General features: G+C 67.5%; 16 protein-coding genes. 10 read left to right on the top strand and 6 right to left on the bottom strand.

The window, feature by feature from the left end; genetic code table 11:
• Positions 1-190: 190 nt before the first annotated feature.
• Positions 191-2221: a TPM domain-containing protein gene (locus FCG67_RS12375; protein ID WP_136910085.1), complete on the top strand. Its 2031-nt coding sequence runs from the start codon at positions 191-193 to the stop codon at positions 2219-2221.
• Between the two features lie 7 nt (positions 2222-2228).
• On the opposite strand, the gene FCG67_RS12380 is transcribed toward FCG67_RS12375, so the two are convergent.
• From FCG67_RS12380 to FCG67_RS12395, 4 genes are all read right to left on the bottom strand, one after another.
• Entirely contained in the window at positions 2229-2618 is a 390-nt protein-coding gene (locus FCG67_RS12380; protein ID WP_136910086.1) for an acyl-CoA-like ligand-binding transcription factor, read from the bottom strand.
• A gap of 25 nt (positions 2619-2643) precedes the next feature.
• A complete protein-coding gene (locus FCG67_RS12385) occupies positions 2644-3780 on the bottom strand; it encodes an alpha/beta hydrolase (RefSeq protein WP_136910087.1) in 1137 nt (378 codons plus the stop codon).
• Between the two features lie 93 nt (positions 3781-3873).
• Complete coding sequence (locus FCG67_RS12390; protein ID WP_136910088.1) at positions 3874-5298, bottom strand: Ig-like domain-containing protein; 1425 nt, start codon at positions 5296-5298, stop codon at positions 3874-3876.
• Between the two features lie 965 nt (positions 5299-6263).
• Positions 6264-6491 carry a hypothetical protein gene (locus FCG67_RS12395; protein WP_136910089.1) on the bottom strand — a complete coding sequence of 76 codons (228 nt, stop codon included), beginning with the start codon at positions 6489-6491 and terminating at the stop codon, positions 6264-6266.
• Between the two features lie 517 nt (positions 6492-7008).
• Between FCG67_RS12395 and FCG67_RS12400 the strand changes: the two genes are divergently transcribed.
• The 3 genes from FCG67_RS12400 (at position 7009) to FCG67_RS12410 (ending at position 10696) form a co-directional block, all read left to right on the top strand.
• Positions 7009-8409, top strand: coding sequence for an Ig-like domain-containing protein (locus FCG67_RS12400; protein ID WP_136910090.1), 1401 nt, complete (start codon positions 7009-7011; stop codon positions 8407-8409).
• A 712-nt stretch (positions 8410-9121) separates the two neighbouring features.
• Positions 9122-9679, top strand: a complete 558-nt coding sequence (locus FCG67_RS12405) for a hypothetical protein (RefSeq protein WP_136910091.1) — start codon at positions 9122-9124, stop codon at positions 9677-9679.
• A 441-nt stretch (positions 9680-10120) separates the two neighbouring features.
• Entirely contained in the window at positions 10121-10696 is a 576-nt protein-coding gene (locus FCG67_RS12410; RefSeq protein ID WP_136910092.1) for a CAP domain-containing protein, read from the top strand.
• Between the two features lie 60 nt (positions 10697-10756).
• Here FCG67_RS12410 and FCG67_RS12415 read toward each other — a convergent pair whose 3' ends face one another.
• The gene (locus FCG67_RS12415; protein ID WP_136910093.1) at positions 10757-13114 is read right to left on the bottom strand and encodes an ATP-binding protein; all 2358 of its coding nucleotides are present in this window, start codon (positions 13112-13114) and stop codon (positions 10757-10759) included.
• A 135-nt stretch (positions 13115-13249) separates the two neighbouring features.
• Complete coding sequence (locus tag FCG67_RS12420; protein ID WP_136910094.1) at positions 13250-15577, bottom strand: ATP-binding protein; 2328 nt, start codon at positions 15575-15577, stop codon at positions 13250-13252.
• 264 nt (positions 15578-15841) lie between these two features.
• On the opposite strand from FCG67_RS12420, the gene FCG67_RS12425 reads away from it, so the two are divergent.
• The 6 genes from FCG67_RS12425 to FCG67_RS12450 all read left to right on the top strand — a co-directional run bounded on the left by FCG67_RS12425 (position 15842) and on the right by FCG67_RS12450 (position 24239).
• Entirely contained in the window at positions 15842-16249 is a 408-nt protein-coding gene (locus tag FCG67_RS12425) for a Zn-ribbon domain-containing OB-fold protein (protein WP_136910095.1), read from the top strand.
• Between the two features lie 823 nt (positions 16250-17072).
• The gene (locus FCG67_RS12430; protein WP_136910096.1) at positions 17073-17792 is read left to right on the top strand and encodes a hypothetical protein; all 720 of its coding nucleotides are present in this window, start codon (positions 17073-17075) and stop codon (positions 17790-17792) included.
• Between the two features lie 149 nt (positions 17793-17941).
• Complete coding sequence (locus FCG67_RS12435) at positions 17942-19411, top strand: Ig-like domain-containing protein (protein ID WP_136910097.1); 1470 nt, start codon at positions 17942-17944, stop codon at positions 19409-19411.
• A 119-nt stretch (positions 19412-19530) separates the two neighbouring features.
• A complete protein-coding gene (locus tag FCG67_RS12440) occupies positions 19531-20430 on the top strand; it encodes an Ig-like domain-containing protein (protein ID WP_136910098.1) in 900 nt (299 codons plus the stop codon).
• 147 nt (positions 20431-20577) lie between these two features.
• The gene (locus tag FCG67_RS12445; RefSeq protein WP_136910099.1) at positions 20578-22590 is read left to right on the top strand and encodes an Ig-like domain-containing protein; all 2013 of its coding nucleotides are present in this window, start codon (positions 20578-20580) and stop codon (positions 22588-22590) included.
• Positions 22591-22745: 155 nt separating this feature from the next.
• On the top strand, positions 22746-24239 hold the full coding sequence (locus FCG67_RS12450) for a glycoside hydrolase family 5 protein (RefSeq protein WP_136910292.1): 1494 nt from the start codon (positions 22746-22748) through the stop codon (positions 24237-24239).
• Positions 24240-24253: the final 14 nt, after the last annotated feature.

Consider the following 24253-nt stretch of genomic DNA (forward strand, 5'->3'; position numbering starts at 1 on the left):
CTCATGGGATGTGACCTGCGCCACGGCCTCGAAAGATAGTGCCAGGCCGTTGCCGCGCATACCCGCCACATGACCGGTGCGGGTACCTGTTTCTCCCGGGAATGCCCGAACTCCGTCCCGTTCCTCGGCGACAGCGGCACGGCCCTCGGATCACAGCGCGAATTCCGCCGATGCCGATAGATTCAGTGCCATGGCACTCGCACAGTCGCACGCTCGCGGTCGACACGTCTCCCACCGCATCTCGATCGCCGCGGCAACGGCCTCAGTGCTGGCGCTGCTCGGTCTGATCTGCCTGCCCGGCGTGGCGGCCGCCGAGACGCCGTTCCGGATGCCGGGCCAGATCTCGGATCGGGTCGGCGCCCTGGACGACGCCGAGCGCGCCGACGTGCGGGCCGCACTCGACGCGCTGTTCGACGAGCAGCACGTGCAGCTCTGGGTGACCTATGTCGCGGGCTTCGACGGCATGGACGCCGGGCAATGGGCGAGCAAGACGGCGCAGCAGAGCGGGCTCGGCGACAACAGCGCGCTGCTGGCGGTGGCGACCGAGGACCGCGCCTACGCCCTCGACCTGCCGCCGAACCTGAGCAACGTCAGCACCGCCGAGATCGACAGCATCGAGCAGGACGCCATCGTTCCCGCTCTGCGACAGGATGATTGGGCCGGTGCCGCGATCGCGGCCGCGGGCGGAATCGACGACGCGATGAGCTCGTCGGGGTCCGGGTCCACCGCCAAGTACCTGCTCATCGGTGGCGGCGTCGTGGTCGTCGGGGCCGGCGGCGTGGTGCTGTACTCCCGCCGGAAGAAGGGTGAGCGGATCCGACAGGGCATCGAGGCGGCCAAGGACGTCGACTGGACGAACCCGACCGCCATCGCGGCCCTGCCGATCGAGACCCTCGATGCCAGGGCCAAGGAGGTGCTCGTGGAGACGGACAACGCGATCCGTACCAGCGAGGAGGAGCTGAACCTGGCCCGCGGCGAGTTCGGCGATCAGGCGACCGCGCCGTTCATCGCCGCCTACGACACCGCGAAGACCACCCTCGCCTCGGCGTTCACCCTCCGCCAGCGCCTGGACGACGACCTCCCCGAAACCCCGGATCAGAAGCGGGACATGCTGATCCAGCTGATCTCGACCTGCAGCCGGGCCGATAAGGAGCTCAATTCGCGGGTGACGGAGTTCGACGGGATGCGCGACCTGCTCCTCGACGCGCCCGCCCGTCTCGACGCCCTCACCCAGGACGTCGTGGAGCTGACCGTCCGGGTCCCGCAGTCGGAGACCACACTCGCCGGGCTGCAGAACGAGTTCCCGGCGCCCGCGCTCGCATCTGTGTCGGGGAATGTCGCGATGGCGCAGCAGCAGCTGACGTTCGCCGACCAGAACATCACCGCGGGCCGCGAGGCCGCCGCGCTGCCCGCGGGTAAGCAGGGTCCCGCCGTCGTCGCGATCCGGGCCGCGGAGGGTGCGATCGCGCAGGTCCGGGAGCTGCTCGACGGCGTCGACCACGCCGCGGACAACATCCGCACCGCCATCGCCACCCTGCCCGCGGTCCTCGACGACGCCCACAAGGACATCGCGGCCGCGGCCGCGTTGGCCCAGCACGGCGGCCAGCCCCTCGCCTCGGCCAAGGCCGCGACCGAGTCTGCGCTGGCGCAGGCCGAGGCCCTCAAGGACAGCGACCCACTCGGGGCGTTCACCGCGATCGTCAAGGCGGACAACGAACTCGACACCGTCCTGGCCACCGCAATGGACGCCAAGGAGCAGACCGAGCGGGCCGCGCAGCGCCTCGCCCAGGACCTCACGGTCGCCCAGTCGCAGATCACCGCGGCCAAGGACTACGTCACCACCCGCCGCGGGGCCGTCGGCGCGGAGGCCCGCACCCGGCTCTCGGAGGCGGAACGCCATTTCGACGCCGCCCGCCAGCTCAGTCAGTCCGACCCGGCGAAGGCGCTGCAGCACGCGAAGGCCGCGGGCGACCTCGGGGCCCGGGCACTGCGACTCGCGCAGGGCGACGTGCAGACCTGGGAGGCGAGCAGGCAGCCGCGGAACTCCGGGAGCAACGCCGGCGCGATCCTCGGCGGCATCCTGATCGAGTCGATGATGCGCGGCGGGATGAGCGGCGGCTGGGGCAACCGCGGCGGCGGAGGCGGTGGCGGCGGCCGCGGCCCCGGCTCGTTCGGCGGTCCGAGCAGCTCCGGACGGATCAGTCGCAGCGGGCGGTTCTAGGCCGCGGTCAGGCGGTCACCTCGATCACGTCGAGCGCCCGCTCGATCGCGTCGGCGAGGGTGCTGCGCTCGTCGTCGGCCCACATGAACAGCCCGGCTACCAGCGCGGCCAGCACGGATGACGCGGCAACGCGGGCCACGTCGCCGGTCGCGCCGTCGGCGACGAGCTGATCGATGATGGCGCGCTCGGTGTTTCCCGTCGAGCGCCACACGTCCCCACGGAGGGAGGGCGTGCTCGCTGCGATGCGAATTCGGCGCCGGATCATCGGCGCATCGGGTTCGGGCAGCGTCCGCCAGGCCGCACGGATGCCGCGTGCCGCCCGGGTGAACGGGGGCAGGTCGCGGGGCTGTCCCGCGATCGCCGCCGTCAACACGGGGTCGTATCGATCGTCGAGCACGAGATTCTCCTTCGCAGGAAGATGGCTAGGCGAGCCCGAGCGAGCGCGCGAGGGTCGGCCACGCCTTGGGCAGCTGGTTCTCCCAGTAGATCCAGGCGTGGGTTCCGCTCGGTTCGTAGTCGAACGTCGCCGGGATGTTCAGATCCTGCAGTCGGGACTGGAGCCCGCGGGTGCAGGCGTTCGCGGCCGCCTCGATGGATCCACCGACGAACACTCTGTCGTTGTAGTCGGCCAGGTCGGGCGTCTCGTACCTGCCGGGCAAACCCGATGCCACCGAGACGTAGATGTCCTTGCCGCGCAGGGCTTCCGCGTTGCGCAGTGAATCGTGCGCGGCCCATTCCGGCCCGGCGAAATCGCCCCAGACATTCGCCGGGTCGCCGCCCCTCGACGACACCGTCGCCAGCACTCTCATACGCCCCAGGTCATCGGTCGTCGAGTAACAGCCGCTGAACACCGCGACGCCGCGGTACATCTCGGGGTGCCGGTGGGCGAGCATCATCGCCCCCTGCGCCCCCATGGAGGCGCCCATCAGCGACTTGACGCCGTTGGTCTTCAGGCGGGCATCCATCAGTGGAGGCAGTTCCCCGGTGATGAACGTTTCCCACCGGTGCAGGCCGACGCCAGGGTCGATCCGGTCCCAGTCGGTGTACATGCCGGACACACCGCCGTTGACCATCACGACGTTGACGTTCTTGTCCGCGAAGAACTTCGGCACGCCGCCCATGGTCACCCACCCGCTGGTGTCCTCCCCCGCGTCGACCCCTTCGAGCGCGTAGATCGAGGGCCGCGGCACCGAGTTGTCCCGCGGCAGCGCGACCTCCACGCCGACCGTGCGTCGCAACGCTGGCGAGGCCACCGTGAAACGGCCGAGCTGCTCGGACTTGCGCTCCTCACCGACGATCGCCGCGGTGGTGATGCCGTCGCGAAGTGCGGGCAACGGCGGGCGCACGTTCTGGAGCGGACCGGGGATCGTCGACCCGGAACTGACGCTGCCCCCGTCGGAACTGGCCCCGCCACTACCACTTGCCAGGCTTCCGCTCGCGCTGCCCGAGCTTCCCGCGTCCGGTGCGGCCAGCGCGGATGGGGCGATCGGCAGGGCGACGAGCGCAGCCAGCGAGATGGCGACGACACCGCTGGCAGCGCGAATCGAACCGATGAACATGGCAATTCCCTGGTACTCGAGGCGCCATGACGGCGCGTTCACGGATCGACGAACGCCCCCATCCGGCGGGTGAGGGCGTTCGTCGATGTGCTGTCAGGAGCCGAGTGATCCGGTACCGAGCGATCCGGTGCCGCCGGGGTTACCACCCGGGTTACCACCGCCGGAGACGTTCACGCTGGCCGCGGCCGAGGTGGACGGCTTGTTCGCGGCATCTCCGCTGTAGACGGCGGTGACGGCGTGCGCGCCATCCGCGGTGAAGGTGTGCTTGAGCGTGGCGGTGCCGTTGTTCACGGGGACGGCGTTGCCGATGTTGTTGGCGCCGTCCTTGAACTGGACGGTGCCGGTGGCGCCCGCGGGGGCGACGGTGGCGGTGAGATCGACGGCGGTGCCGGTTTTGGCGGTTGCCGGGACCTTCAGCGTGGTCGTGCTGTCCACGATGACCGGATTGGTGCTGACGGTCACGGTCGCCGGGGCCGAGGTGGACGGCTTGTTGCCGGCGTCACCGCTGTAAACAGCGGTGATGGCGTGCGCGCCATCCGCGGCGAAGGTGTGGTTGAGCGTGGCGGTGCCGTTGTTCACGGGGACGGCGTTGCCGATGTTGGTGTCGCCGTCCTTGAACTGGACGGTGCCGGTGGCGCCCACGGGCGCGACGGTAGCGGTGAGGTCGACGGCGGTGCCGGTCTTGGCGGTGGCCGGGACGTTCACCGTGGTGGTGGTAGCGGAAACCGCCGAGCCGACGGTGATCGTGGCCAGCGCGCCCGCGCCCGCATTCAATGCCGAACCCTGCGCGTCACGAGGCGTGCAACGGGTCGGCGCCCACTGGTTGCTCCAGAAGAAAGTCGCGAGGGGCAGGAAGGTGTAGTAGTTCTCGTCGTTGTTGTAGCTACCCGCGCCACCGGCGGTGCGAACCTTCGGGGTGATGACACCGGAGGTACCGGCAACGACGGTGACGTCAACAGCGGGGAGCCGGAACCAGCTTTCCCCATTGGCGTTGTTGCTGCCGTCGAGGTTCTTCTTGACCTTCGGCGCCCGGATGCCGCCCTCGCTGTTGGTACCCGACGACTGACTATTGCCGATGACCTCGTTGTTACCCGAGAGTCGCAGGATCGGACCAGCAGCGTCGGGGCTGCCCGCAGTGTTCACCCGCAGTACGCTCGGCGCCACGTTGTCGAGGTTGATCCCGGTTCCCGGGACCACATTCGCACTGACAAAAGTGGCGTTCGCAGGGATCTCGTAGTCCACCTTGAGCCGCGAGATGTTGGTGGTCGTGGCACCGGAATCGCTATCCGGATATGAACTTCCACCCGGTTGGATGCGGTAGGTGAACGTCTCACCCGCCGTCACCGATGCCGGTGCGTCGACGGTCATCGACGTGTCGGCCACCTTGTGCACGGTGAGCATCGCGCTGGCCTGGCAGGCGTTCTTGAACGAGGTGGACGTGGGTGCCGCGGACGCGGTGCCGCCGATCAACAACAGCCCCACGGCTAACGAGGTGATCCGGAAAACAGGTACAGCCATGTGAAGTCCTCTCCGAGTAGGTGCGAGCCCGCGACTGGGGCGGCGCTGAGCAACGCAGGTTGATCAGTCCCGCCACACGTTCAAAGCCACTCGGAAACGGAGACAGGAGCGGACTGTGGCCTGCGCCACACCGTCGAAAGGTAACGGCCGGCACGCGCCGGAGATATCGGCTATGTGACGGGTGGAAGTACCTGTCTTCTCCGGCGTTACCGCTGGTTCTCGGCGATCCAGGCCACGATCTGAGTCCGGGAGGTGAACCCGAACTCGCCAGGAGGTGTTCGACTAGCCTTCGTGAGCGGGAGCACCTGGTCGTCGGTCATGCGGTGTTGGGCGGAGCAGGACGACAGTCGGTTCGGGAACACGAAACGCCCCTGTTCTCCCGAGTAGTACAGGGGCGCGTCGGGGGTGGTCCGTTACCGCATGGGTATTACAGGCCTATGCGAAGGGGCAACCCTTGTCGGCGGTGACCTCGGTCTCCATCGAGCCGGAATCGGCTGACCCCAACGCGGGCATCAACATGCTGATCAGGTCCTGCAGGATGTTCATTCTTCCTCTTTCTCGGGAGTTCGGCCAATTCGGCCGCGGGCCAGCATGATTCGCACAAGCCTGCCGCGTGGAGGAACCGAGCACCCCGAAACAGACTTGTAACACCGGAGCCGTGCCCTCATAGCTCTAGGTGTTGAACGCTCCGCTGCTAGGGTCAAACTGACACTGTGAACGGTCACCGTAGTTGTCATTTCGCCGGTGAAATTGTGGTCATCGAAGCTGGCATTTGTTCGGTCGCCGGTGTCGCAGATCGACTCGCACGCCACGACCAGCGAGAGCCGTCCCAGTTTCAGCTCGGAACACGACCAGCCTGCCCGCGCCGAGGACGAACCCGTACACGGCACTGACCAATACCTGCCACGCGGTCTCATCGAGCGACTGTCCGAAGAAGAAGTTGCCGACGTGCCACAGGCCGAAGATCAGGGCACGGTGAGCACGCTTCGCCACTTGCCGGACGGGGCGGCCAGGCCTAGAGGGATCCCCCTGGATGCCAACTCTTCCGACACCCCGACCGCGAGCAGGCCCGCTCGGCCGAGGCCACTGCCGCTACCCGCCCGGGCGCCGATCAGCCCGAGGTCCCAGGCGGCCGCGAGAACAACGGATCCGGCGAGCGCATCTGTCACCAGCACCCGAGATGCGGGAACCACTCCGGCTGCGTGGCTCCCGATCTTCGTGAACGGTGGCACCGGGAGATGAGCGGTGTCGTACTGAGCATTTCCGAAAAGCAGGTATCTGCCCCGGCCATATGGCGGATATGCCCGGCGCCGGTCCGGCGCTAGCTTACGAAGCCGTGGCATAGGTCACACCCCGATTGGATGCACACGACCGGAGGGAGAACCGGGATCGATTGGCACGATCTCGTCGGTGCATTACCTCGCTCAGTTCCCGGACCCAACTCGTTCAGTTGCTCAGGTCGCTTTCTGGCAGCTGCAGGTCCGCTGGTTGGCGACCGTAGGTTCTCGCCCTCCGGTTGCCGAGCTGGTTGGAACGTGTAGCAAATCCCTTCCAGCCTGCGGGGCACGGGTTCCGCAGCCAGGCTTTACCCCTACTCAAAGAGGACACGATGTCGGCAACGACCTTCTTGATGCTCGGAATCAAGTCGGACGGTCGTCCAGATCCGTCCTTGAAAGGAAAAACGTGATTCAGAGCAACTCCCGTCGCGTGATGGCTGGTGTGAGCGCGTTCGCGGTGGCGGCCGGGTTCGCGGTCACCGCAGGCGCCGGAATGGCAAGTGCGGCGCCGGGTTCGGTCAACTGGTACGACGGCGGCAGCACCTTCACCCGCACGATCAGCAACGTGACGCCCGCCGAGGACGAGATCATCTCGGTGTCGACCACGTTCGGCCGCGTCCCCAACGCCGAGACCGGCAACGAGACCATCCAAGAGATGACCGACGTCCACCCGGCCTGCCTGACCTTCATGGACCTGAAGGTCGACGGGGTCCCGACGGCGCTCACCAACTCGGATCCGACATCCGCGAGGGTCGTCGGCAGCTGGCTTGTGACCACCGGCTCGCCGGGACACACCATGGAGTACTCATACAAGGTCGGCGCCAATTGTGACCGCAATGTCGCGTTGAACACCTACATGCACTACTCGGGATCTCTCGGCGCGGGCAACTACCCGGACAAGGGCCCGTCCATCTCGGTGACCAAGAACGTCTCGACCACCGTGCTGGGCGCGGTGTCGGCGGGTGTGAAGGTGGGCCAGTCGGTTCCACTGAGCGCGACGGTCACCGGCGGCGCCGACGGCAACATCGTCGAGTTCTTCGACGGCACGACGAACATCGGCCAGGGTCCGCTCGCCGCCGGAGCGGCGACGCTCGCGTGGACGCCCACAACCACGGGTGATCACAGCCTGACGGCGAAGTTCCTGGGTACGGCGAAGGCCAACGAGTCGGTCTCGGCCGCGCAGAACGTGCCGGTGTCCCTTGCGGACGTCGTCACGACGACGTCGGTGACGGGTCCGGCGACTGCGGTCGAGGGCACGGATGTCGTTCTGGGCGTGCAGGTCTCCCCGCTTCCGAGCGGTGGCACGGTGCAGTTCAAGGACGGCGCCGCCGATCTCGGTGCCCCGGTCACCCTCGATGCCGAGGGTAAGGCTTCGATCACGCGGCAGTTCGCGACAACGGGTGCGCACAACATCACCGCGGTGTACGCCGGTGCCGGTGAGTTCCTCACCTCCACCTCGGGTGCCCACACCATCAACATCACGGCGCCCGATGTCGTCACGTCGACGGTACTGACCGTGCCCGCCACTGCGACGAAGGGTGCGGCGGTGAACCTGGTCGCGACTGTCTCCCCGACTCCGGCCGGTGGAACTGTCCAGTTCATGGACGGCATCACGCCGATCGGTGCGCCGGTCACCCTCGATGCCGAGGGCAAGGCGACCCTTTCGCACGCCTTCCCGACCACCGGTGACCACCACATCACTGCGGTCTACAGCGGCGCCCCGGGTCACCTGGGCTCGACCGCACAGGTCCGCACGGCAACCGTCACCGACGCCGGCACCGGCGGCAACCCCGGCAACGCAAGTGGTTCGTTGGGGAATCTGTTCGGGTCCTGAAACCAGCTGTAGTTTCCAGGCAGGTTCCGACCAGCGTGGGATGACGAAATAGGCGAGGACCTCCGGTATCGGTGTGCGCACCCACCGATACCGCGAGGTCCTCGACGCACGCCAATGCCGCGGAACCAGCCACGGCTTGAACCCAACCCAAAACGGTCACCGTAGTTGTCATTTCGCGCCGCTCTGACCTGCAACTGGCGTGGCGACAAAAGGGTGAAATCGTGGTCATCGAAGCTGGCATTTGTTCGGTCGCCGGTGTGGCAGATCGACTCGGACGTCTTGATGAGCATTTCTGAAAAGCAGGTATCTGCCCCGGTCATGTGGCGGATATGCCCGGCGCCGGTCCGGCGCTAGCTTACGAAGTCGTGGCATAGGTCACACCCCCATTGGATGCACATGACCGGAGGGAGAACCGGGATCGATTGGCACGATCTCGTCGGTGCATTACCTCGCTCAGTTCCCGGACCCAACTCGTCAGTTGTTCAGGTCGCTTTCTGACGGCTGCAGGTCCACTGTTTGGCGACCGTAGGTTCTCGTCCTCCGGTTGCCGAGCTGGTTGGAACGTTGAGCGAATCCCTTACAGCCTGCGGTGCACGGGTTCCGCAGCCAGGCTCTACCCCCACTCAAAGAGGACACGATGTCTGCGACGACCTTCTTGATACCCGGAATCAAGTCGGAGGGTCGTCCAGATCCGTCCTTGAAAGGAAATACAGTGATTCAGAGCAACTCCCGTCGCGTGATCGGTGGTGTGAGTGCGTTCGCGGTGGCGGCCGGGTTCGCGGTCACCGCAGGCGCCGGAATGGCAAGTGCGGCGCCGGGTTCGGTCAACTGGTGGGACGGCGGCAGCACCTTCACCCGCACGATCAGCAACGTGACGCCCGCCGAGGGTGAGATCATCTCGGTGTCGACCACGTTCGGCCGCGTCCCCAACGCCGAGACCGGCGACGAGACCATCCAAGAGGTGACGGACGTCCACCCGGCCTGCCTGACCTTCGTGGACCTGAAGGTCGACGGGGTCCCGACGGCGCTCACCAGCTCGGATCCGACATCTGCGAAGGTCGTCGGCAGTTGGCTTGTGACCGCGGGCTCGCCGGGGCGCACCATGGTGTTCTCGTACAAGGTCGGCGCCAACTGTGACCGAGATGTCGCGTTGAATACCTCCATGAAGTACTCGGGATCGCTCGGCGCGGGCAACTACCCGGACAAGGGCCCATCCATCTCGGTGGCCAAGAGCGCAAGTGGCTCGTTGGGGAATCTGTTCGGGTCCTGAAACCAGGTAGTTCCCAAGCAGGTTCCGACCAGCGTGGCGTGAAAAAGACAGGCGAGGACCTCCGGTATCGGTGTACGTACACACCGACCACCGCGAGGTCCTCGCTGCACGCCAATCCGTCCGGATCCCACGTGGCTCTTTGCCCCGGTCACGAGACACCAACCCACATGAACTGATTGACACAAGTTTCGCCCGGATACTCATGATTTCGTATGTGAATCAGGTCTGAATTCGGTACATATGCGACATTTACGACCCATTCTTCGGTGTGGTGACAGGCCCGCGTGACACCGTCGATACGCAACCCGGTCAGTCGTCCTGCGCTGTGGCGCCGATCATCTAAGGTTGGGCCGTCATTTGCGCGCAACGCCATGACGCACAAGCCCAATACCGCAGGAGCGCAGAACTATTCGTTCATCACACAGGGTCCTACGTACCGCATTGATCTCGGCGATCGTCGTCGGGGCGGCGTTGGCGGGGCCCACCACAGCCTCGGCCCAGGAGTCCGCAGAGGCCTTCGGTTCGAGCTCGTCCTCGTGCAGCTTCATCCAGCAGCTGGGCTCGCTCTTCGGTTCCTCGGACTGCGAGGCCTCCCCTCGCTCGTCGACGCCGGATCGCGCGGCCGATCAGACGGCGGATCGCGCTGCCGATCAGATGGCGGCGGACATCGCCCGGCTGACCAACGAGCACCGGAGGCGGAATGGCCTGCCCCCGTTGAAGTTCAACGCGGACATGTCCGAGGTCGCCCAGTCGTGGAGCGGACGGCTGGCCAAGGCCGGGACGTTGTCGCACAACCCGGCCTACAGCAAGGAGATCCCGCAGGGCTGGCGAGTTGCGTCGGAGAACGTGCTCCAGAACTGGAAGCAGGCGTCGGCCGACCAGCTCGTCAAGCAGTGGATCAACTCGCCGGGCCACAACGCGAACATGCTGAACCCCGACATCACCGACATCGGCGTCGGCTACTACGTCGGACCGGACGGCCGGGCCTGGGCCACCCAGAACTTCGCCAGGTACTGAGCGAGTACGGGCGGTCTCCTCAACCGACGAGGAGCCGTCACCAGCCCAGGGCCACCCGGATCAGGCCTGCCGATCCAGCCGGTTCTCAGCTATCCAGGCCACGATCTGGGTTCGCGAGGTGAACCCGAGCTTGGCCAGGATGTGTTCGACGTGGCCCTGGGCTGTGCGGGGCGAGATCACCAGCATCGAGGCGATCACCTTGTTGGTGTGGCCTGCTGCGACCAAGCGTGCCACCTCGGATTCGCGTGGGGTCAACACGGATGCGACCGGTGTCGTCCTGGGCTTGTCGGTGTGGGAGTCCCCGAGCGAGTACGCGATGGAGTCGTCGAGGCTCATGGCGGCGCCGGCCCGAGATGCTTCGCCGTAGGCGCGGTCCCCGAGCGCGTCACGGGTCAGTTGCACGCACTCGTCGTGGTTCCCGAGCATGTACGGGAGGGTCACAGAGAACCTTCCCACCGTCTGTGCGAGTGTCTCCGCGGCACCCATCAGGACCGCTGCACGCGTCGGCTCGCCTCCGCGGATCTCGATCCAGGCCAACGACTCCAGGCACCATCCCGTCATGACTGGATCCTTGAGCTGCCGGAGCAGCCGCAACGCCTGTTCCAACAGAGTGGCGGCCCGATCGGTCTCCCCCGCCTGCAGCGTGGTCACCGCGAGAGCCCACGACGAGTACGCGCGGAAGGAGAACTCACCTCGCGGGGTGGTGATCGCGAGGATCTGCTCGTGACACTCGGCGGCCGCCTCCTGGTCCCCCGACAGTCCGGTCGCTATTGCCAGGCCGAGGAGTCCGCCCGTCACCAGGGCGATCCGGAGCCCAGTTCCCGTCAGGTTGGCCTCGGCCGCATATGCACTGGCGAGTGCGGTCTGGAACGGTTCGACCGCCGCGGTGAGGTCTCCACTGAACACGGCCAGATACCCGCTCGCATAGTTCGCCATCTCGAGCGACTCCGCGTCGCCGCGCTGCTCCGCGAGCGCTCGACACCGCGCCGCCCTCGCCGCGGCGTCGTCGAGTTGCCCTTGCATTCCCGCGAACACGCAGTCGCCGTACAGCGTCAACGTGCGTTCCACGGCCTGCGCATCGTCGGAGCTCGCCAGGGCGCGGCCCATCCAATGCCTTGCCTCGGCCAACAGGCCCCGGTACGACCAGAACAGCCACAGGGCATTGACGATGTGCGCGTTGACTTCCGGATCGGTGTCGAGGACCGACTCGGTGAGGCTGAACGTCAGCGCCTCCCGTAGATTCGGCCGTTCCCGATCGAGTCGTTCGATCCAATCGATCTGGCGGGCGCTGATCCACTCGTACTGTGCCTGCAGCACGAGCCGTTCGTACCAGGCGAGATGCCGCCGCTGAGCCCGGAGGTAGTCGCCGGACTCGTGCAACCTCTCCCGGCCGTACGCGCGGATCGTCTCGACCATGCCGAAACGCACTACCTCCCCGACCTGCTCGCGTACCAGGATCGATTTGTCCACGAGCGAGCCGACCGCGTCGAGAAAATCGTCAGCGACCAGACCCTCGGGACACACCCCCTCGGCCGCATCCAGCTCGAAACCGCCCACGAACACCGACAGCCACGCCCACACCTGCTGCTCTCGCGCGGTGCACAGCTCGTAGCTCCAGTCCACACATGACCGCAACGTCTGTAGCCGGGTCGGTGCCACCCGAGAACCGACCGTCAGCAGCCGGTACCGGTCGTTCAGGCGTTCCATGATCTGTGCGACTGACATCGCCCGGATCCGCACCGCCGCAAGCTCGATCGCCAACGGGAGCCCGTCCACCCTGCCGCAAATCCCTGCCACCGCAGCACAATTGGCCTCGGTGAGCGCGAAATCGGCAAGAGCCGCGGTGGCGCGTGCGACGAACAGCGCCACCGACTCGTACTGGGGCATCGCCTCGAGCGGCGGGGTCTGCGTCGCGTCAGGAACGGTCAACGGCGGCACCCGCGATACCAGCTCCCCGTCCACCCCGAGAAGCTCGCGGCTGGTCGCCAGGATCCGCAGGTCCGGACACGATCGCAACAGTGTCTGTGCCATTTCCGCTACGGCACCGAGCAGGTGCTCACAGTTGTCCAGCACCAACAAGGTCTGCCGGGTGGCGAGGTGATCGATCAGCCGGTCAGAGACCGAACGTCCCGGCTGATCGGGCAGCCCGAGGGCGGCGGCAACGGTCTCCGCCAACAAGGCGGAATCGTGCAGCTCGCCGAGCGCGACAAACCAGACCCCGTCGGCGAACGACCGCCGCGACTCCGCGGCGACCCGCACCGCCAGCCTGGTCTTGCCGACCCCGCCGATGCCGGTCAACGTGACAAGCCGCGACGTCGCCAGCAACCGCCTCGCCTCGGCTATCTCGTGACGCCGACCGACGAAGCTGGTCAACTCGGCCGGCACGTTTCCTGGCTTGTCCTTCACGGAGGTCGTCATCGAACGTCCTGTCGTTTCGCCGGGGTCGTGTGACAGAAAACTACCCCTGGCAGGCGGGGACAGGGGCGTTGTGCCCATGTTGTTGCATTCAACACTTGCTAACACCCCGCCCAGCCGGGCTCCGACGTCGGGTGTTCATGGTCGGCTGTTCAATCCCTGCTCGACCATCCACGCCGCGACCTGGATACGGGAGGCGAAGCCGAGCTTCGCGAGGATCTGCTCGACATGTCCCTGCACCGTGCGCTGGGAGATCAGGAGCTGCGCGGCGATCGCCTTGTTGGTCAGGCCCTGAGCCACGAGCTCGGCGACCTGCCGCTCGCGCTGGGTCAGCGCCGATGCCGACCCGGCAGGCTGCCGATCGTCCGCATCGGGAAGTTCGTCGAGCGCGAACGCGATCGCCTCCTCCGGGCTCCACCGCGCGCCTTCCCGGACGGCTCCCTCGAACCCCCGCTCACCGAGGACCTGACGGGTCTGCAGCTCGCATTCCGCGTGGTGCACCTGCAGCGTGCGGGCAACCACTCCGGCGCTGCCCACCCCCCGCCACATCGTCTCCACCGCGCCCAGCAGCAGCGCGGCACGTCGGGGGCGATTCTCCGCACAGGCGATCCACGCCAGCGTCTCCACACACATCGCGGCGGCGAGCATGTCGTCCGCCGATCGGGACAGCCGCAGCCCCTGTTCGAGAAGGCCGGCGGCGCGCGGTGGATCGGCCTCCCACAGCGCGAGCCCGAGGGCGCACGCCGCGTATGCCCGGTAGACGAACTCGCCGGTTCGTTCGCTGATGGCAAGGGCGTCTTCTTGGTAACTCATGGCCCTGGCCGCGTCGCCGAGCAGTCCGGACGCCAAGGTGAGTCCGAGCAATGTCGAGATCTGCCTGAGGTTGTTCCCCTGGTCCGCGAACGCCGCGAGAGCCTTCTCCCAGCCGGCGAGCGCGCCCGGCAGATCCCCGGCGAAGGCGGCGAGATACGCGCTCGCGTGGATGACCGCTACGCGCATCGTGTCGTCGTCCAGGCGCTCCGCGAGGTCGTGTCCCGCCGCCGCCAACGCGGCAGCCGACGCGAAGTCGCCCTGGTAGCCGGCGAGCAAACTGTTGGCGCACAACGCTTTCACCCTGTCGACGGACGGTTCGTCCCCGTGCAGCTCGAGCGCGCAGTCGAGCCAGTATCTGCCCTCGCGGAGGAGACCACGGGAGAGCCAGAACGGGAAGAGGGCCACTGAGATCTGCAGGCCCGTGTCGGCCTCGTCCGGCTCGCTCATGCAGAAGTGCAGCGCCTCACGCAGGTTCGTCTGCTCGCGTCCCAGTCGGGCCATGAGCTCGACTTGGCGGGGACCGATCCACTCGAATCTCGTCGTCGAGACCAGATCCCGGTGCCAGCTCAGGTGCCGTCGACGGAGGACCGCGATGTCATCCGGACCGAGCAACTCCTCGCGGCCGTATTCGCGCAGTGTCTCGAGCATCCGGTAGCGCGCCACCGCCCCCGCGCCCTCGCAGATCAGGATCGACTTGTCGACGAGCGAGGCCAGCACGTCGAGCACCTCGTCCACCGGCCGATCGCCCGCGCAGATCCCCTCCGCCGCATCGAGTTCGAACCCGCCGGAGAAGATCGTCAACCGACCCCACAGCTCGCGTTCCGCCTCGGTGCACAGTTCGCGGCTCCAGTCGATGGACAACCTGAGGGTTTGCTGCCGGCTCGGCGCTCCCCTGCGGCCGCCCGTGAGCAGCTGATACCGATCGGACAGCCGGTCGAGAATCTGCTCGGCCGACAGTGTCCGCAACCGGACCGCCGCCAGCTCGATCGCAAGCGGGAGCCCGTCGAGCCGGTGACAGATCTGCGCCACGGCCACTCGATTGTCCTCACTGAGGGCGAAACCGGGCACCGCGACGGCAGCGCGTTCAAGGAAAAGAGCCGCGGCCTCGTAGCGAGCAAGGTCCTGCAGCGACGGCGGCTCGTCCGGGTCCGGTACCGCGAGCGACGGGACTCGCAACACGGCTTCGCCGCCGACCGCGAGGGCCTCGCGGCTGGTCGCCAGGATCCGCAGCGCCGGACAGCGTCGCAACAGGGTCATTGCCAGGGTCGCAACCGCATCCACCACGTGTTCACAGTTGTCGATCACCAGGAGCAGTCGTCGGTCGCGCAGATGACCAGCCAACATCTCGAGCGGCGGCTCGCTCGAGATGTTCCGCGGCGCGATCGTGGCGGCCACCATGCCCGCAACGAGGGCTGGATCGCGCAGGTCGCCGAGCTCGACCAGCCACACCCCGTCCTCGAAGTCTCGTCTCGAGTCCGCGCCTACCCGCAGCGCCAGCCGCGTCTTGCCCACACCACCGATACCGGTCAATGTCAACAGCCGCGACGACGACAACAGTCGCCTCGACTCGGCCGTCTCGTTGCGGCGCCCGACAAAGCTGTTCAGTTCGAGGGGAAGGTTGCCTGCCGCCTTGCCACGGGTGATGGGCGGCATTGTCACTCCCATCTCTCCCCCGACTCAGGGCCGCGAACGATATCGACCGGAACCCGCCTCGCGCAGCGAGGCTCCGACTTGACACTTTAGAGTGAACTGTAACGCCATGGGGGCGCTTGCTGTCGCGCGGATGCGAGATGTGGTCGCAGACGGCGGGGGCCCAAAAACAGGTACCTCCCCCCGTCATCCTGCCGTGGTGCTCGACACAGCCCCCGCGAAGTATGAGATTCACCAGTTCTGCCCAGCGTGAAGTCGAGGTTCCCGATGCTCTTGCTCACACGACCGCCGCAGTCGACCCATCCGTCGCCGGAGGTGCTGATGATCCGGAACTGCGCGCACTGCGCGACGCTGCTGAGTCCGGGGAGTTCCTCGTGCGACACCTGCGGCGGCAAGGACCTGCCGAAGATCCCGTCGACGGGACTCGGGGAGATTCGAACATGGACGGTCGTCGATCGCGAGTCCCCCGACAGGTGCGGCGAGCCGATGCCATGCCTGCTCGCGGTCGTAGCGCTCGACGACGGACCTTGGATCTGCACCTGGCTCGAGGGCGAGATCGCGGTTTGCTCGGACCAGCACGTCCGCGTTCAGTTTGATCACACGGCCGCCGGGGACCGGTATCCCGTCTTCTGCGCCTGCGGAGCCGACCGCGACCAGGAGCTCCCCGCCGCATAACCCACAACCACCCAAGACCAGTACAGATTTCAACTGATCAGCACTAAGGCCGTTAACGAACCGACGCCATGATGCAGAAGTATTTCTATTAGAACATTCAAATAGCGCATTCCTGCCGAATTCACTCCGCCCCCGACAAAGTCGGCTCGGGCGGCGATTCTGTATTTTCCATTGACTCATTAACCGATCTTTCGCTCCGATCAACAACTATTCGTTGTCATTCCACTGGACAAGAGCGCCCCAGAGAACGGACAGCCTATTCCGTCATCCCGACCTGCAGGCTTGAATATTCCTACCTGACCTGCATCTATGCTGCGACTACCGCTGCGGCGGCGCCTGCCAATCGCACGCCCTCGACGCGAACACTCCGTGAACTCCCAATGAATTTGACATACCTCCGCCTTAGCCTTCCGGAGGGAACTGGACACACGCCAAACTTCTTTTCTTTTTCGCTCACATAGCGATGTGTCGGCGTGGTAGAAATTGTCGCGGCCGCAACTGCCCCCTGGTTGCGGCCGCACCAATCAGAATCAAGTTCAAGGAGAAAACAATGGCAACCTTCCTCACCGTCCTCACCGCGCTCGGGAATGCCGCCGCGGTTGGCAACCTGCTGAACTCGCTGAGCTGACGGCTCAGCTCGGGGCCGGTGCTCTCCCGAGGTGCACCGGCCCCAAATGACCGCCACACCGGCGGTCGAGAGTGGGTCGCCTCCCCCGGCACACGCGGGGCGGGCGACGAGAATGCGACGCCGGGACAGCCCTGCGTCGGGAGAGTCCGCGGTCTCCACGCGAACCTGACCGCACCAGCGAAAAGTAGGGAATACATGTCTTCGAACACAGTCCGCCGCGTCGCCGCTCTCGCGGCGGCCGCCGCGCTCCCCGCCGGCCTGATCTTGACCGGCGTCGGAGCCGGCGTCGCGAGCGCCGCCGACCCGGCTTGCGTCCAGTCCAGCCACGACACCAAGAGCGACTGGAGCACCGTGTGGGTGACCCACACGTACGACAAGTCCGTCTCGGCCGCCGAGGTCGCCGCCGGCACCAACGTCACCTACAAGATCGTCGTCGGCACCACCGGTATCGGTAACCCGTACGTCAACACCATCCGCGACTACGCGCCCGCCGGCTTCGGCGCCCCGATCTCGGTGAAGGTCACCTCTTACCACTTCGCCCAGGGGCAGGTCACCGAGGCAGTCACCCCGGAACCGAACGGTGACGGCGGGTGGCGTGTGAGCAGCACCGGCTGGTTCGTCAACTCCGGCAACCAGGTCACCGCCGAGTTCACCTATAAGGTCCCGGACAACATCGCGGCCGGCACGAAGGTCACCAGCGGCGGCATCGACGTCAGCGGCACCGTCGGCGTTGGCACCACCAAGACCGGCCTCACCTCCTGCTTCAACGTTCGAGCGAAGAACCCGGGCGAAGCCGTCCTCGGCAGCGCGGACGGCGCCGGCCTCGGCTCCTCTCAAGGCCAGATGAGCTCCACCGGATCGATCAGCGACGTCCTGGGCGACACCATCACCCGGGTCATCAACAACGGCAGCTAGATCCAAGACGCGGGTCGTCAACACCCGCCGCCAGACACCGTGTGCTCGGCGCCGCGACCGCCGCGCGCCGAGCACACGGCCCCCACACCCCAACGCTGCGACCTTGATGTCGATGTCGACGGTCGCACAGCAGCGACCGAAGGAACACCATGACATCACGAGAGACCACGCGCACCGTCGCCGCAGGCACGGCAGCGACACTGGCCATGGGCGCATTCGCGCTCCTCGGCGCAGGTAACGCGACCGCCGCCCCCGCCACCATCGAATGGGACAGCGGAAGCTCCCACTACATCCGGACCATCAGCAACACCACCCCCGCCGTCGGCGACACGATCACCGCGACAACGAAATTCCAACGGACCAGCTGGGTCGACGAGTTCATCTACAACGTCAAGGACCGGCACCACTCCTGCCTGACCTACGTCCCCGGCTCCGCCAAAATGATCGGCCAGAGTGAGTACCCCGTCGCCAACCCCGAGGTCAACGCCGACGAGGCCTACGTCCGCGCCTCCTGGGGCTCCACCGACTGGGTCGTCCGCAGCCGCCCCGGCTTCTGGGACGCCCCCACCTTCAGCGTCGCCTACAAGGTCGGCGCGAACTGCCCCCGCGGCACCGCGCTGACCACCGGCATGGACTACGGCGGATCCCTCGGCAGCGGCAACTTCGGCGACAAGGGCCCGTCGATCACCATCGGCAAGAGCAGCTCCACCACCGTCCTGGCCGCCGTCACCGGCGCCCGCGTCGGCGTGCCGAGCAACCTCACCGCCAACGTCACCGGCGGCGCAGCGGGCGACACCATCGAATTCCGCGACGGCACAACCCCGATCGGCACCGCCACCCTCGACGGCGCCGGCACCGCGACCCTCGCCTGGACCCCCACGGTCCGCGGCGGCCACACCCTCACGGCCAGCTTCCCCGACACCGCGTTCGCCACCGCGTCCCAGTCCGCACCGATCACCGTGCAGGTCGCCGAGCAGAACGCCACCTCCACCGTCGCCCTCGCACCGATCTCCGGAGCACAGGTCGGCCGCGCCTCCACCATCACCGCCACCGTCACTCCGACCGGGGCGGGCGGAACCGTCGAACTCCGTGACGGCGCAGCATCGCTCGCGACGTTGCCGGTTGGCGCCGACGGCAGGGTCACCTACCAGTGGGTGCCCGCCGCGGCAGGCTCGCACACCCTCACCGCCACCTTCTCCGGCCGTGACAACGTCACCGGCTCCAACACCACCGCATCGGTGACCGTGGCCGAGGCACCCGCCTCCAACACCGACTCGACCACCACCCTCAACCTGGTCGGCGCCGCCGCCGTCGGCAAGGCCACCACCCTGACGGCGAAGGTCAACCCCGCCAACGCCGGCGGCACAGTCACCTTCAAGGACGGCGGCACCGTCATCGGCACCGGCACGGTCGGCGCCGACGGGACCGCCACCACCGCGTGGACCCCGGCCACCGCGGGCCAGCGCACCATCACCGCCGAATACTCCGGCAAGGACACCGTCAACGCGTCCTCCGACCAGGAATCGGTGATCGTGGGACCGGGCGATGGCACCGGCGGCCCCGGAACCCCCGGCACCGGCGGCGGAACCGGCAGCCTCGGCTCGATCTTCGGCTCCTGACACCCACACCGTGAAGGGTCTGTCCCCGGCCTGGTCGGCCGGGGACAGACCCTGCGGCACCAACTGACCGCTGCGGCCTCGCTGTCGACGGTCACACTTCCATCGACCGAAGGAATCCCATGACATCACGAGAGATCACCCGCGGTATCGCCGCTGGCGCGGCGGCAACACTGACCATCGGGGCACTCGCGCTCCTCGGCGCGGGCACCGCCGGTGCTGACCCCGGATCCATCACCTGGTCCGATGGCAGCTCCCAGTTCATCCGCACCATCAGCAACACCACCCCCGCCGTCGGCGACACCATCACGGTCACAACGAAATTCCAACGGACCAGCTGGACCGACGAGTACATCTACAACGTCAAGGACCGGCACCACTCCTGCCTGACCTACGTCCCCGGCTCCGCCAAGATGATCGGCCAGAACGAATACCCCGTCGCCAACCCCGAGGTCAACGCCGACGAGGCCTACGTACGCGCCTCCTGGGGCGTCACCGACTGGGTCGTCCGCAGCCGCCCCGGTTTCTGGGACGCCCCAATCTTCAGCGTCGCCTACAAGGTCGGCGCGAACTGCCCCCGCGGCACCGCCCTGACCACCGGCATGGACTACGGCGGATCCCTCGGCAGCGGCAGCTACGGCAACAAGGGCCCCTCCATCACCGTCGGGACGAACCCGGGCACCACCGACTCGACCACCACGCTCAACCCGGTCACCGGGGCCACCGTCGGCAAGGCCACCACCCTGACTGCGAAGGTCAACCCCGCCAACGCCGGCGGCACCGTCACCTTCAAGGACGGCGAGACCTTCATCGGCGCCGCCCAGGTCGGATCCGACGGGACCGCCACCGCCACGTGGACTCCGGCGACCGCAGGCCAGCGCACCGTCACCGCCTACTACTCGGGCAAGGACACGGTCGACGCGTCGTCCGACCAGAAGTCGGTGACCGTCGCACCCGCCGGCAGCACCGGCGGCACCGGCAGCCTCGGCTCGCTGCTCGGCGGCTTCGGCTCCAGCAAGTAGCCACCACTAACCACCACGGGGTCTGTCCGCGGCCACAGCGGCCGGGGACAGACCCCGCCACTACCTCTGGCGCCGAGCCCACGGCCCAACCGAACGCTGCGGCCTCGATGTCGACGGTCGCACTTCCAGCGACGCAAGGAATCACCCATGACATCACGAGAGATCAGCCGCACCGTCGCCGCAGGCGCGGCAACAGCAATGACCATCGGCGCATTCACCTTCCTCGGCACAGGGGTTGCCGGCGCCGCCCCCGGTTCGATCAGCTGGGACAGCGGCAGCTCGCACTACATCCGGACCATCAGCAACACCACCCCCGCCGTCGGCGACACCGTCAGTGTGACAACGAGGTTCGAGCGGTACAGCTGGACCGACGAGTACATCTACAACGTCAAGGACCGGCACCACTCCTGCCTGACCTATGTCCCCGGCTCCGCCATGATGTCCGGCAGCAGCGACTACCCCGTCGCCAACCCCGAGGTCAATCCCGACGAGGCCTACGTCCGCGCCTCCTGGGGCGTCACCTCCTGGGTCGTCCGGAATCGCCCCGGCTACTGGGATGCCCCCAGCTTCAGCGTCAGCTACAAGGTCGGCGCGAACTGCCCGCGCGGTGTCGCCCTGACCACCGGCATGGACTACGGCGGATCCCTCGGCAGCGGCAACTTCGGCGACAAGGGCCCGTCGATCACCATCGGCAAGAGCAGCTCCACCACCACCCTCGCCCCCATCACCGACGCACAGGCTGGCAAGGCGAGCAGCCTCACCGCCACAGTCACCGGCGGCGCAGCGGGCGACACAGTCGAGTTCCGTGACGCCGCAACCCCGATCGGCACCGCCACCCTCAACGCCGGTGGCACCGCAACCTTCGCCTGGACCCCGACCACCGCCGGTGCGCACAACGTCACTGCCCGCTTCCTCGACACGCCCTTCGCCACGGCCTCCGAATCGTCGCCGATCACCGTGCAGGTCGCCGAGGCACCCGTGCCCTCCACCATCGCGCTCGCACCGATCACCAACGCACAGGCCGGCAAGGCGAGCACCATCACCGCCACCGTCAACCCGGCCGCGGCCGGCGGCACCGTCGAACTCCGCGACGGCGACACCTCCCTGGCCACCCTGCCGGTCGGCGCCGACGGCACCGTCCACCACGAATGGACCCCCGCGGCGGCGGGCGGGCACACCCTCACCGCCACCTTCTCCGGCCGTGACGGCGTCACCGGATCCACCACCACCGCACAGGTCACCGTCGCCGAGGCACCCGTGCCCTCCACCATCGCGCTCGCATCCATCACCAACGCACAGGCCGGCAAGGCGAGCACCATCACCGCCACCGTCAACCCCGCAGCGGCGGGCGGCACCGTCGAACTCCGCGACGGCGACACCTCGCTCGCCACCCTGCCCGTCGGCAACGACGGCACCATTCACCACGAATGGAGCCCCGCCACTGGTGGCGCGCACACCATCACCGCCACCTTCTCCGGCCGTGACGGCGTCACCGGATCCACCACCACCGCACAGGTCACCGTCGCCGAGGCACCCGTGCCCTCCACCATCGCGCTCGCACCGATCACCAACGCACAGGTCGGCAAGGCGAGCACCCTCACCGCCACCGTCAGCCCGGCCGCAGCGGGCGGCACCGTCGAACTCCGCGACGGTGAGACCTCCCTCGCCACCCTGCCCGTCGGCGACAACGGCAAGATCGAGCACCAGTGGACCCCCACCGCGGCGGGCGGGCACACCCTCACCGCCACGTTCTCCGGCCGTGACGGCGTCACCGGATCCACCACCACCGCACAGGTGACCGTTGCCGAGGCACCCGCCTCCAACACCGACTCGACCACCACGCTCAACCCGGTCAGCGGCGCCACAGTCGGCAAGGCCACCACGGTTACGGCGAAGGTCAACCCCGCCAACGCAGGCGGTACCGTCACGTTCAAGGAGGGCAGCACCGTCATCGGCACCGGCCAGGTCGGACCCGACGGAAGTGCCACTGTCACCTGGACTCCCGCCACCGCAGGCCAGCGCACCATCACCGCCGAGTACTCGGGTCACGGCACCGTGAACGCGTCATCCGGCCAGCTGCTGGTGACCGTCGCGGCCAGCGGTGGCAATGGAGGCACCGGAGAAACCGGCAGCCTCGGCGGCTTCGGCTCCAGCAACTGAGAACTGCCAACTGACATAGCGTGAAGGGTCTGTCCCCGGCCACCGCGGCCGGGGACAGACCCTTCGCTCAACCCGACCACAAGTACCTCGAATGAACCTACGATGCCGACCCATACGTGCTTACATGGACGTTCGTCCAGAAGGAGGGTGACAACGTGCGGTCCGGCCGAGTCCTTACCCGTATCGTCACGCTGATCCTCCTGGTTGCCGCCACCGCGGCACAGCAGGTGTCAGCGAATGCCACACCGGCGGACACCAACGGCTGGACGCTGCCCCGATTGACGGTGACCGACGGCACCATCACCGACGTGACCGGACGGACCGTCCTGCTGCGCGGGGCGAACGTCACCCAGCTCAACGACTACGCCCAGAACGACCCCGCGCTCCCGGCCACCGCCCGCCTCGAACCCGATGAGTTCGCCCGGATGGCGGCGCACGGCTTCAACGTCTCGCGGCTGACCATCGCGTGGTCGGCCCTCGAACCCACCCCCGGCGCCTTCGACACGGACTATGTGGCCCGGATCCGCGAGGCCGTGAAAGATGCCAAGGCGCAGGGCATCTACACGGTACTGGACATGCACCAGGACGCATGGGGCAAGGCCGTGGGCACGCCTCCTGGCGAGGCCTGCCCGTCGCCGCTCGAGCGCGGCATCGGGTGGGACGGTGCCCCCGCCTGGGCCACCATCACCGACGGCTGGAGCACCTGCAACCTCGGCGGGATGCGTGAGAGTTCCCCCGCCGTGGCCAGGTCGTTCCAGAACTTCTACGACGACACCCAGGGGATCCAGGGTCACCTGGTCAACACCTGGGCGCGACTGGCCGCCGAATTCAAGGATGAACCGGCGGTCGTCGGCTACGACCTGCTCAACGAGCCCAATCCCGGCCTGCGGGAGCCCATCTCCGCCGCCGACCAGATCGGCCGGTTCTACCAACGCGCGATCGCGGCGATCCGACAGGCCGAGCAGGGTGGGTTCGCGCACCTGGTGTTCTTCGAGCCGAGCGCGGTCTGGTCCGCGCTGGGTGTCGACGCGCTGCCGCCGCCGCACTATCTCAATGATCCCCTCGTGGTGTTCGCGCCCCACCTCTACAGCGGCTCGATCAACGTCGACAACGACCTCCCCTCGATCGAGGACGGCTTCCGGCTGGCGCTCGACGCCGCCGCCAGGTATCGGGCACCGGTGTGGGCCGGTGAGTGGGCCTGGTTCGGCGACCCCGACGCCGACGTCGCGAAGGTCGATCGATTCGTCGACGCGATGAACGAGCACCGGATCGGCGGCGCCTGGTGGTCCTGGACCCAGGCCTGCGGCGACCCGCACTTCATCCACGACGGCAACACAGCCGACACCCACAAGACGATGGGCAATATGAACCTGATCGACTGCCCCTCGGGCCGATCCGCCGGCATGGAGGAGAGGTTCGCCCGCCCGCTCTCGCGCGCCTACCCGCGGGCCGCCCCCGGCACCCTCGCGGAGGTGACCGCGACCGGGTACACCGGCACCGGCACCGGACGCCTCGAGGCCTGGTACCCCGGCACCGCACGCCCCGACCTCGACACCACCGGCGTCACCGATCTCGACCTGACCCGGATCGACGGCGGGTGGCGGCTGACCGGAACAACCACCGGTACCTACCGGGTGGCCCAGCGTTGATACGAAACGAAAGG

This window comes from Rhodococcus oryzae (assembly GCF_005049235.1).
GTDB classification, from domain to species: domain Bacteria; phylum Actinomycetota; class Actinomycetes; order Mycobacteriales; family Mycobacteriaceae; genus Rhodococcus_G; species Rhodococcus_G oryzae.

Coding starts and splice junctions, on each gene's coding strand:
- FCG67_RS12420 (WP_136910094.1), bottom strand. CDS start 15,577: ATGCCGCCCATCACCCGTGGCAAGGCGGCAGGCAACCTTCCCCTCGAA.
- FCG67_RS12425 (WP_136910095.1), top strand. CDS start 15,842: ATGCTCTTGCTCACACGACCGCCGCAGTCGACCCATCCGTCGCCGGAG.
- FCG67_RS12440 (WP_136910098.1), top strand. CDS start 19,531: ATGACATCACGAGAGATCACCCGCGGTATCGCCGCTGGCGCGGCGGCA.
- FCG67_RS12385 (WP_136910087.1), bottom strand. CDS start 3,780: ATGTTCATCGGTTCGATTCGCGCTGCCAGCGGTGTCGTCGCCATCTCG.
- FCG67_RS12430 (WP_136910096.1), top strand. CDS start 17,073: ATGTCTTCGAACACAGTCCGCCGCGTCGCCGCTCTCGCGGCGGCCGCC.
- FCG67_RS12415 (WP_136910093.1), bottom strand. CDS start 13,114: ATGACGACCTCCGTGAAGGACAAGCCAGGAAACGTGCCGGCCGAGTTG.
- FCG67_RS12435 (WP_136910097.1), top strand. CDS start 17,942: ATGACATCACGAGAGACCACGCGCACCGTCGCCGCAGGCACGGCAGCG.
- FCG67_RS12445 (WP_136910099.1), top strand. CDS start 20,578: ATGACATCACGAGAGATCAGCCGCACCGTCGCCGCAGGCGCGGCAACA.
- FCG67_RS12375 (WP_136910085.1), top strand. CDS start 191: ATGGCACTCGCACAGTCGCACGCTCGCGGTCGACACGTCTCCCACCGC.
- FCG67_RS12390 (WP_136910088.1), bottom strand. CDS start 5,298: ATGGCTGTACCTGTTTTCCGGATCACCTCGTTAGCCGTGGGGCTGTTG.
- FCG67_RS12400 (WP_136910090.1), top strand. CDS start 7,009: ATGGCTGGTGTGAGCGCGTTCGCGGTGGCGGCCGGGTTCGCGGTCACC.